We start from the raw sequence: 10,916 nt of genomic DNA, 5'->3' as shown, positions 1-10,916 counted from the left end.
CGTCACACCACCTCCGGCGGCGAGACCGGAACCGCGTGATGGAGCGGCAGCGACAGATCCACCGCGAGCTCCTGCTGCCAGAGCAGGTGAAACAGCGTGGGCAAGACCGCGATCGGATCACCGACCTGCTCCACGCCGTCGATCAACCGAACCGGCTCGACGAACACCTCGAGCAACGCGGCCAGGACCTGCTCGCGGCGGTAGCGAGGGTGCCGATAGCCCGACAACCAGCGCACGTTCCGCATCAACACCGGGTCCGCAGCGCCCTCAAGGCGGTACTCCCACCCGACGATCTCGCATGCCTGACGCGCCGCCGCGAAGGCCACCAGATCGCGCGGCCGGCGCCGGTTCACAGGACGGCAATCAACGACCACTCCCGTGCCGTCTCGCCGCCGGGCGAAGTAGTCCGGCGCGTGGGAGCGCGACTTGCCGTCCTGCGTCGTCCAGAACAGCCAGAACGGTTGGGAGGAGATGCCGGTCACCGTCTGGTCGAAGTCGAGCAGCATGACGTGGTCGCGCTCCAGCCATGATTCGTACCCGACCAGGCTCCGTGTGGTCGCCGACCACCAGTCGCCGGGCAGATGCTTCTGGCCTTTGTGCGAGACGAACCGGCGTACCGGCAGCGCATCTTCGAGCGCCAGCGACCATGCATCGGCCAGACTCAGCCGTACCTCTGCGCCGTTCGGCGCCGCGTACGCGACCTCGAAGTCACTCGCTAAGACGGGCTCATCATCGGACAACAGGACGGTCATGGCTGTCATCTTCCTCTGTTAGGTCTCTCCTGTCGCAGGGTTAGTGCGGATGTCGCAGCGGCGATCGCAGGGTTGGTCCGGACGTCGCAAAGTTCGCGCGGAACAGACAACCCTCTTCGGCGCTCATCCCCGATGGGTCGCTTTAAACGGCAGAGCAAGATAGTAGAAAAGACAGTCAAAACGGGCGGGCTGGGAGATTTGCCGTTACGATCTGGATCTGACTCACTCACTTACATCGAGTTCGATCGCTGGTTCTGACCGCTAGGGGGAGGTGGCAGGTGGCAGGACGGCGGGAGCGTAGTGAGGAAGGTCCGCGTGCTCATCGAGCGGGGAACTTACGGTTCTCCGATGCTGAACTCGCTGCGTTGCAACTTGCCGCTGACCGAGAAGGAGTCGACGTTGGCGCCTTCGTTGCCACTGCGGCCGTGGCCGTTGCCCAGCAGAAGCTGACGCTGGTTCCCCTGGATCGCAGGCGGCAACTGGCGGAGTTCGTGACCGCCCGTGTGGCGCTCGACCGGATCAGCGACAACCTCGATCAGCTGATTGAGGCGCTCAACAGCGGACAGCCAACGCCTGAGTTGCGGGCGGTGCTGGAACAGATCACCAGAGCGGTGCAGCGGGTGGAAACGGCTGCCGACAGCGTGCTTAACAGGAATCCCGTCGAGTGATCGTCAAGGTAGTGAAAGGCAGCAAGACCTACGGGCTCCTGCGCTATCTGTACGGGCCAGGCCGATACGAGGAACATCAGACTCCTCACCTCGTTGCCGCCTGGGACACGCACGAGGCCGATCCCGCCATCGTGCCGGAGGAGCAGCGGGCCAAAGCCCTGCACGCGCTCGCCCGGCACCTGGATCGGCCAGTCGACGCCTATGCCGGCAGACTTCCTCACCACGTGTGGCACACCTCCGTCAGAGTGGCCCCTGGCGATCCGACCCTCGACGATGGGCAATGGGCGCAAGTCGCCCGGCGGCTGGTCTCTGCCAGTGGCGTAGCTCCCGAGGGAGATCGAAAGGGATGCCGTTGGGTGGCGATACGACACGCCGATGACCATGTCCACCTCGTCGCCACGTTGGTTCGTCAAGATGGCCGTCGGCCAAACCTGCGGGGGGATTACTACCGGCTGCGGGACGAGTGTCGCGCACTGGAACTCGAACTAGGTCTGCGGGTCACTGCGGAGGCCGATCGCACAGCCGCCTGCTCGCCTACGCGTGCTGAGCGGGCCATCGCCCATCGAGTACGACGATCCCAGGTCACCAGTCGAGAAGTGCTGGAAACCAAGGTGCGCAACGTAGCGCTCGCGGCCAGCAGTGAGAGCGACTTTTTCGCCGGCCTCGGCCGGGACCCGCAGATGTCGGTGACGCTGCGCAAGTCACCTTCGGGCGAAGTGGTCGGCTACGCAGTGACCCTGGCCGGCAACGTGAGCGCCGACGGCACGCAAATTTGGTACGGCGGATGGAAGCTCGCTCCCGACTTGTCGCTTCCGCGGGTGCGTCAACGCTGGACCCACCCGGGCGGCCCGAACTCCGCGCTCACGCGCCCGACCGTTCAGCCAGAGACCGGCGCCGCAGCGCGCGGCCAATCCTTTCCTCGCACTGCGCAGGCGCAGCAAAGCAAGATCGCGGCCTGGCAGCAGGCGACGGCGGCAGTTCGAGAGGGCACCACGGTCTTGCAGCAAGGAGGCCCGGGGACGGCGGCCACTGCAGCCGCCCTCGCCGACTTGGTGACCGTCTCGGCTGGACGCGCGCCAGCTCGTGTGCGCCGCCAAGTGACGATCGCAGCTCGGCACCTGCAACGGCTGGGCCGCGAACCGTGGAAGGAACGCAACGAAGCCGCGCAACGCACCCACCTGGCCATGCGCGCGGTCATGACCGCCGGCCGCATGCTCGGCCAGGCCGATGAAGAAGCGGCGGCTGTGATGGCGCTGCTCGTCGCCACCGTGATGGCGGTAAGCGCGATCGCCGCGCACCACCGGACCGCAAGGCGCGAAGCCCACGCCCGCGTGGCCCGCCTTGCCAGCGAACATCTGCAGCACGCCGCTCAACTGCTGACCGCCGTACCGTCCAGCCAGCGAGACCTTGCCGCAGCAAACCGCACGGACCTGCACACCGTCGTCCGGCGCGTGCTGAGCGGTCGTACCGACCCGGAGCAGATCTTGCGCGATCCCGCCTGGCCAGCCCTGGCGGGCACCCTTCAACTACTGCAACGCCTCGGCCATGACGCGCCAACCGTGCTGGCCGCAGTGGCCGGTGCACGCCCGCTTCGTCGTGATCGCGTCAGCCCGTCCCGCAGCGACGCGCAAGTCCTGACCTGGAGGCTGCAGCGCTGGATCGCCGAGCGTCAGACAGACCAGAGTGACCGCCGAACGGTGGCCTATCGCGGGCACACGTCCACGACGCTCGATCGGCCAACAGGGACTCCATCTGCCAGCACGGTGGCGGAGGACAGCAAACTGCGTGCCCTGGCACGAGTCGCATTGGCAAGACGAAGCGCCGATCCGGACGCCGTCGTACACGACCCGGCCTGGCCGGGAGTCGCGGCTGCTCTGGCACAGATCAGCAGCGCCGGATTCGACGTCGAAAAGGTCCTGGAGACAGTCGCGGGGGTGCGCCCGCTACGTGAGGATGCCTCCAGCCCGGCGCGTAGCGAAGCGCAGGTACTCGCCTGGAGGCTGCAGAAGTGGTTCGAGAAAGCGTCCGCGACCGCCGCCATCGAGCAACGCTCCGCACAAGCGCGGGCACGATCGGGAACGCAGACTTCTCCAACAGCCAGCAGCCGCGTGCATCCCCCCGCCTCACGCCCGGCAAGCGACTCCGGCGTGTTCCGACCAGCAGACGATCCGGTCTTTCGACGAGCGGTTCTGGCTGTTGTCGAAGCTCAAGAGTGCTCACCCGCGCTGCTCGAACGCATGCTCTGGGTGCGCCCCGACGTCGCTGCGGAACTTGTGGCGAAGTTGCAGAGCCGGGGGGTGATCACACCCATGCCAGGACGAAGTGCTGGACAGGCGCAGCATCGCGTCGCCATCCCCGCTGACGCACTTGCGGAACTCCATGACACGACGCACCGGCCGAGGGCACAGCCCGGGCAACCGGCGCCTGCTGCTACAGCAGTGACGCCACGCACCTCGGCCGCTCACCCCGGTTCGAGTCGTCCGGACGCCCGACAGCCGCACCGACGGTGATATTCGTCAGCCGGCGCGCCGATGAGACCAGATCGCGATCCCGCGTGTGGATGGTCGGTCGATAAACCGCCACGCGACAATGTCACGATCTTGTTGCTGTTCCCTCCCGGTACGTGCCTTGAGTTTGGCTATAAGTTCGCGTTTCACCACAGGTGCCCAACGCTGCCAGAGCGACAGCGGAGCAGGACACAGGCTCTGCTAGCCCCACTCGGGTCCGGCATGGACAGGCGCGGCAGCAAGGGGCGAGCACACCGGTGATCCCTGCGGGCGAGCCGGGCGATGACCGACCTACCTGGTACAAACAATGGGCATGGAGGGCCATCGCATCATCACCACCGCCGGCGAACTGGCGGAGTTGGCGAACGTCGTCGATGCGACGACACCGGTCGTGCTAAGCGCTGCCGAGATCGAGCCCGGCGCCGACCTGGACCGCGAAAAGTCGAAGGTACTCGTCGCCGGGCTCACCGTTCTGCCTGCCAACGCCGATGGTGCCGTTGCCGCGCGCGGAGAGCCCGTGGTCTTCGTCGCCGACGTGCTGCCGGAAGGGGTGACACGCCGTGTGGCCGGCGTGCGGGTCCTGCAAATGCGGGAAAGGTGGACGCTGCAGCCCGGGCAACTGGGTCCGCACGCAGTTCCCGCCGACGCTGCGGTGCGTCGGGCCGAGGCATTCGACCGGCCGGACGACGATATGACCTATTACCTGCTCGAGGTCCAGGCGAGCATGGACGCGCTGCGGGCCGAACTCGAGGACGCCCTCAGAGCGCGGCATCAGCCAATCGGGCCGGCGGCAAGGCGCAGAGTCGAGCGGTCCATCGACGCGGTGGCCGCGGCTCGGCTGGAGATTGCTGACGCCGTCCGCTACGGAAACGTGTGCGATTTGGCACAGTTGGCTGTGGTAGACGACGATCTGCCGTGCGATCCGCACCGGTCGGGGGATGTGTGGGTGTATCTGCCCGATCCCGGGGGTGAGGGCTTGGGAAGCGAGGAATTGGGGTGCCACCGGCACGCCACGGTGGCGGTGCGGACCATCGCCGGCAGTCGGCTCGGCTCGCCGGAAACCTCTCGTTGACGTGGCGGCCGCGCAAGCTCTGCGCGGCCGCTGAAGAGCCGCGCGCCCGACGATCTCCGTCCGTCCGCGATTTCGTGGTTTGCCCTGTCGCGCGCGAGAGCGCAGCTTGACGCGATGTGCGACCCGCTCATCACCACGAACCGGTCGCGCCCAATAGGGCATCTGGGCGTTCACCGTCACTCCACGCCTTGCACGGTTTCGGGCCAGCAGCCACGTCCGTGAGCGCGCCCCTTGACCTTCTGCTTTACGGAACTTTGAACGGCCACGCCGCGTGCTCGATGGATAGCCAACGTCGGGGCGGCGATGCGGCACGCCCTGATGCTCCGGCCCACGCGGCCTCACAACGCGGGGCTGCTCCTCTACCCGATGAGCCGTAGCGCGGTGCTGCCGTCGTACCTACCGCCTGAACCCCATGACGTCTTCGGCACAGAGCACCAACCTCCGACGCCCACAGACCGGGGGCACCCCGAGCACCGCCCGCCAACCTGACCCCGGTGCCGACAGAACCGATCACCCAACGCCGGGCTTCGGCCGCGCACATGAAGGACACCTTCCTTGAGCGATCTCCTTGTTCTCGACACAGGCACGACACCTCCTTCCCGGGCTAACCGCCAGCAGCAGCCGCTCATCCCTCGGCCGCACCAGCAGCAGGCACTCGCGGCCCTCAGCCACGCGTTCGCCGAGCATGATCGTGCCCAACTGGTGATGGCGTGCGGCACCGGCAAAACCTTCGTTGGCCGGTGGGCCGCCGAGCTTACCCGAGCGCGCAGCACCCTCGTCCTCGTGCCGTCCCTGGCCCTGATCGCGCAGACGCTTCGTGAATGGCGACGCGTGGCCACCACCTCCTTCCAGTCACTGATCGTCTGTTCCGATCCATCAACTGCGGAGGGTGCCGAAGAGCGCGGACACGTCGACCAGGTCGAGCTCGACACCTGGCCAACCTTCCGGACGCCGGTGACGACGTCGGCGAAACATGTCGCCCACTTCTTGACCCGTACGGACACCGAGCAACCCGTCGTGGTTTTCTGCACCTATCACTCATTGCCCGTGATCGCAGAAGCGCAGCGCATCGCCGAAATCCAGGAGCGCGATGCCGGTTTTGACCTGCTTGTCGCGGACGAAGCCCATCATCTGGCTGGCAACCCCCGGGAATCTTTTCGTCTGGCGCTCAACCCGCACGCCATCCACGCCCGTCAGCGGCTGAGCATGACCGCCACCCCGTACATCACCTCGCAGGAGCAGGTGCTGTCCATGAGCGACCGGCGGCTGTTCGGGCCTGTGGCGCACCGGCTCACCTTCGCTGAGGCCATCGAGCGCCGCCTTCTATGCGACTACCAGGTCGTGGTCCTGGGCGAACGAGCCGGTGTCCACAGCCAGGGCGAAATCAGCGCTGGTCGATTGCCCGCCACGGTCCTGGCGGCTGTTCAGCAACACAGCTTGCGCCGCCTGGTCACCTTTCACGGGCGGGTGGCCAAGTCCTCAGCGTTCGCCAAAGCGCTGGAGGGGCAGCGAACCTCTGACGACCGTCGGGTGGGCGCTCGGCACCTGGACAGTTCAATGCCCAGCGACGAGCGCGCGCGAACCCTCGCCTGGCTTGGAGACGGTGGCGACGACGTCCGCGTGGTCTCCAACGCTCGCTGCCTGGCCGAAGGCATTGACGTCCCCGCCATCGACGCGGTGGTCTTCGCCTCCGCCGATCCCCGCAGCCGCAGCTCCGGCATCATCCAGGCCGTTGGCCGGGTGCTGCGGCCGGCGCCCGGCAAGCAGGTCGGCACAATCGTCATCCCGGTCGCGCTGCCAGCCGACGGCGATGACGACAGCGCCCTGATGGCTTCCTCCTTCGCACACGTCTGGACCGTCGTGCGAGCACTGCGCGCGCATGATGAACGACTGGCGCAGGAACTGGACCAGGCTCGAAGCCGGCAAGCTCGCTCCGGCCTCGGCGGCAAACTGTCCCTAAGCCGTATCAACTTCGTCCTGCCCGACGGCGTGGACGAGCGGCCCATCCACCTGCGGCTGGTGCAGGAGGTGGGCTCACGCTGGGCCCACTTCTACGGACTACTGCAGAACTTCGCCGACGAGCACCACAGCTGCCTGCTGCCGTGGAACGGCAAGTGGATGGGCGCCCCGCTCGGGCCCTGGTGTGAGCAACAGCGCGCCGCTCACCGCGCCGGGCGGCTGCCAATCGAACGAGCGCAGCTGCTCGAACAGGTCCCCGGCTGGACCTGGGAGCGCACCGACGGCTACTGGCAAGAGACGTTCAAGATTTTGGCCAATCTGGCCGACGAACGAGGATCGCTTCGCCAGGATCCCGCCGAGCCGTCCATCTACACCGGCTGGAGAACAAGCCAACGGCATCATCTGGGACCGTGGGTCGCTCTGCAGCGTCAGCTGTACCGCGACGACATGCTCGGCCAAGAGCGCGCCCACCAGCTCGCCGCGCTGCCGGGCTGGTCGTGGGAAGCCGATCTGCCGGCCGACGACGTGGCGATGATCCAGGCGCTGCGCCTGTTCTGCGAGTTCGAGCACCACGCTGATGTTCCCGAGGACCATCAGGAAGGCGACCTTCCGCTGGGCCGCTGGGTGTGGGCGATCCGGCGCCGGAAACTGACCGGCCGCCTGCACCCCACCCTTGCCGAAGAAATCGTGGCCGCCACGCCACGGGGCCGCAAGGGCGAGCCGACTTTCCGATGGGAGGTGCTCGAAACCCAGTGGCGGCTCGCGTATTCGGCGCTGGTGGCCTACACGCGGCGCGAAGGACACGCCGTGCCCCCGACAAGCCACGTAGAGGAACTGCCCGACGGCACGATCCATCTGGGCCAGTGGGCTTCCCTGCAGCGCCACCGTTACCACCGAGACCGCCTTGATCCGCGGCTGCAGAAGTGGCTGCAGGCCCTGCCCGGCTGGCGCTGGACAGTGCCGTTGACGCGCGTGGAGTACGGCGAGCCGATCGACCTCGGCGGGCACGCTCACGGTACTGCCAAGGGTATCGCCGCACACTGCCCCTGTCCCCAGTGCCTGGACGCGCGGCGAGCCAAAGACCGCGACTACCTGGCACAAAAGCGTCAGATGAAGGACCCCGTGCCCGCCGGTCCGATCGCGCGGCGGCTCCAGACGATCGAGGCAGCCGGTGCCAAGCGAACCGCCATCGCCGTCACCGCGGGCGTCCCCCTCGGCGTGGTGCGCACGCTTCTCAAGGGCGACTGCGATGAGATCGAACGCGTCCACGCCGAAGCACTGCACACGGTCACCGTGGAAGAGTGTCGGTCTCGCGCCACCCGGGTCGGCAGCCGGGGACGGACCACCAGCGCCGACAACGAACGCGTTGACATCGGCCCCACCCTGGCTCTCCTGGAGGATCTGCGCTCCCGGGGCTTTGGACGCATGTGGGTCTCGCGCGAACTCGGCTACGCCGGTGGGCTCCAGTTGCACCCGACGCGCATCAGCCGGCGACTGGCCGAGGCGATCGCTGATCTCCACGCACGGGTCGGCTTGCTGCGCTCCCCCGTGACCGGCTACAACAAGCACGTTCCCCGGCTCGCCGAGCTCTCCTGCGGAGCAGGCACGCCAAAGCGGAGACCTCGCAAGCGCCGACAGGCCTTCCCCGGGCGACGCGACTTTGGCGGCAATGTCCGCTCTGCGGACGTCGGCCCAGCGACCGCGGAGCGCTACTGCCCGCGGTGCCGTACGACGCGCACCAAGGCGGACTTCTACCGCAATCCCTCCACCCACGACGGCTTGAGCCCGTGGTGCAAGCCCTGCCACAACGACGTCGGCTTCAAGCCGGCCTGATCCAGCCAACAGAAGGAGAAACTGCTGAACACCGGCGACAACCACGACCCCCGGTTCGCGAAGCTGATCAACATGAGCGCCGTCATGCAATGGGACAAGCATGACCAGGTAGAAGTGATCGCCATGACGCCAGAGCTCGCCCAGAAGTACATCGCCAGCCGCTGGTCCGACGAGGGCTACTCGATCAAGACGGTCACCGTCATCGTGGACCTGCCCGAGCCGCGGACCCTATACGAGATCTCCGGTCGGCTTCGCTACGACCCGGCCAGTCAGCCCAGCAGGCAAGAGGACGAACGGACTGAGTTCCCCGGACTCGGAGATGGTGCCCTGGCCCCTATCGACCAAGTCGTCACCAAGCTATCTGAGTATCCCCCGTATGGATGGGACGTCAGCGCTACGGGCTGGGACCGTCAGCAGGTCGAGGCCGCGTTTGCTGAGCATATGAGCGAGGCAAGGCGGCTGCGGGCCACCCGCGTCGAGGCGTTCAGCCGATTCCCACTGGGATGCGTTGTCGTGCGCACCACCGATGGACAGAAGCTGATCCGCTCCACTACCTCGGGAGGGGCGCCCTGCTGGCAGACCGCCTCAGGCGTTGTGCTGGATGCGCACGTCAACCCGGCTGAGCTCACCGTGATCGCCTGAACGGTGCGCGGCAGCGTGCAGAAACCCGCGAGAAACCCGCCGCCGGCACCGACATCTAAACTCCCGACGCAACGATCACCATCGGCCTGCGCGTACGGCGGTATTCCTCCCTGACAACGAACCTGCTAGCACCTGCAGGACCTGATCAGCAAGGTCGAGATCGCCACCACCGGCGCCGCGCAGGCCCCCGCCATGCAGGCCCTCCGCGACGCGGTCCACCGCACAGTCATCGACCACGTCGAGCGGCTGCGCGTGACCGACCCGCGCACGCTCGCCCAGGAGGAGGGCCAGCAGGTGCTGGCGCGCTCGCCAGAGCGTTCCATCAAGACCGCCTACGAGCCGACCCTGGGCGAGGGTTACGACCGGCAGCAGATCACCTGACCGCACGGCGACTTCAACTGGCCGCGCGAGTTCATCGACCGCCCCGACATCGACGACCTGCTGCCAGCCGGCGTCGACGCCATCGACGCCTGCCGCCTAAGTATCTACCCGAGGACCTGACTATGCCCTTCCACATCTCCTGGCGCCCCGGCGAGCGCAACTGGGAGTACGGCCTCATCGGGGGCCGTCACCCGTTCAGCATCCACCCAGACGGAGGAACGGTCGCCCAGCTCGTCAACCTGGACGGCAGCCTCGCCGCGCCCCCGGTTACGGCCAAGCCGTACAAGGTGATCTGCTACCTGCCGTCCACCAAGGGCCACGCGCTGCAGACCCACCACGGCGCCAACGACGCGGACGATGCCAAGCGCGTCGCTGACGAGCTACTGGAGGACTTCATGCACGACGTCGGTATTCCCACTCCGGCCCAGGCGACCACCATGGCGGAGCTGCGGCGCATGCTGGTTGGCCCCAACGTCGAATTCGACGACGAGGGCAGCGTGGCGACGATCACTACCGACGTGCACGAGTACGTGACCATCAGCGTCGACCAGCGCGGCCACTGCGAAGTGGAACGCGCACAAGCTGTCCCCGGCGAGGAGCACGTGCCCCTCGGCGACGGCCTGACGCTCGACCAGGTGCGGCCGATCATTTACCGCGCGCTGTGCGGCGCCATCGAAGCGTCCGAGCGCCGGGAAGCTGCCACGGTGCACATTATCGAGCCCATCCCGACCACCGAAGAGTGCTTCCGCGACGCTTTCGACGAGGGCCTCGCGCCGATGACGCTGCGCCTGGCCCTGGAGGGTATCGACTTCACGGTCGGGAAGCCCACTTACTGCAACACGGTCATCCATATCTCCCTCAAGGCCCCGGCCTACATCCGGGTCATCGGTGCCGGGAACAGGTCCGACACCGGCCTGGAGGACCTGCGGTGGCACCTCTGGAGATGCGACGCGGGCGAGGACGGGCCGGAGGTCGTCCTCGGCGACGTGGTCAGCACCGAGGACGCCGTCGAACTCATCGCGACGGAGCTGAACAAGGCTAAAGCCGATGGGTGTAGCTCGTTTGCAGTGACTGGCTGAGCTGGGCGTTCGCTGTCCTGGGC

At 67.2% G+C, this 10,916-nt stretch carries 8 protein-coding genes; 7 read left to right on the top strand and 1 reads right to left on the bottom strand.

Annotation, left to right across the window (positions count from 1 at the left end; genetic code table 11):
- Nucleotides 1–2 precede the first annotated feature (2 nt).
- Nucleotides 3–752 carry a TnsA-like heteromeric transposase endonuclease subunit gene (locus ABFX54_RS09855; protein WP_346103395.1) on the bottom strand — a complete coding sequence of 250 codons (750 nt, stop codon included), beginning with the start codon at nucleotides 750–752 and terminating at the stop codon, nucleotides 3–5.
- 425 nt (nucleotides 753–1,177) lie between these two features.
- On the opposite strand from ABFX54_RS09855, the gene ABFX54_RS09850 reads away from it, so the two are divergent.
- From ABFX54_RS09850 to ABFX54_RS09820, 7 genes are all read left to right on the top strand, one after another.
- Nucleotides 1,178–1,420: a hypothetical protein gene (locus tag ABFX54_RS09850; RefSeq protein WP_346103393.1), complete on the top strand. Its 243-nt coding sequence runs from the start codon at nucleotides 1,178–1,180 to the stop codon at nucleotides 1,418–1,420.
- Entirely contained in the window at nucleotides 1,417–3,930 is a 2,514-nt protein-coding gene (locus tag ABFX54_RS09845; protein WP_346103391.1) for a relaxase/mobilization nuclease domain-containing protein, read from the top strand. Before ABFX54_RS09850 ends, ABFX54_RS09845 begins: the two co-directional genes overlap by 4 nt.
- Nucleotides 3,931–4,234: 304 nt before the next feature.
- Nucleotides 4,235–4,999 carry a hypothetical protein gene (locus ABFX54_RS09840; RefSeq protein WP_346103389.1) on the top strand — a complete coding sequence of 255 codons (765 nt, stop codon included), beginning with the start codon at nucleotides 4,235–4,237 and terminating at the stop codon, nucleotides 4,997–4,999.
- 555 nt (nucleotides 5,000–5,554) lie between these two features.
- On the top strand, nucleotides 5,555–8,791 hold the full coding sequence (locus ABFX54_RS09835; RefSeq protein WP_346103387.1) for a Helicase associated domain protein: 3,237 nt from the start codon (nucleotides 5,555–5,557) through the stop codon (nucleotides 8,789–8,791).
- Nucleotides 8,792–8,863: 72 nt separating this feature from the next.
- Nucleotides 8,864–9,433 carry a hypothetical protein gene (locus ABFX54_RS09830; protein ID WP_346103385.1) on the top strand — a complete coding sequence of 190 codons (570 nt, stop codon included), beginning with the start codon at nucleotides 8,864–8,866 and terminating at the stop codon, nucleotides 9,431–9,433.
- A 192-nt stretch (nucleotides 9,434–9,625) separates the two neighbouring features.
- Complete coding sequence (locus ABFX54_RS09825) at nucleotides 9,626–9,814, top strand: hypothetical protein (protein ID WP_346103383.1); 189 nt, start codon at nucleotides 9,626–9,628, stop codon at nucleotides 9,812–9,814.
- Nucleotides 9,815–9,936: 122 nt separating this feature from the next.
- Complete coding sequence (locus ABFX54_RS09820) at nucleotides 9,937–10,893, top strand: hypothetical protein (protein ID WP_346103381.1); 957 nt, start codon at nucleotides 9,937–9,939, stop codon at nucleotides 10,891–10,893.
- The last annotated feature ends 23 nt before the right edge of the window (nucleotides 10,894–10,916 follow it).

Origin of the sequence: Nonomuraea maheshkhaliensis (genome assembly GCF_039529435.1) — a bacterium.
GTDB lineage: Bacteria > Actinomycetota > Actinomycetes > Streptosporangiales > Streptosporangiaceae > Nonomuraea > Nonomuraea maheshkhaliensis.
This window is presented reverse-complemented; position numbering and strand designations above follow the sequence as displayed.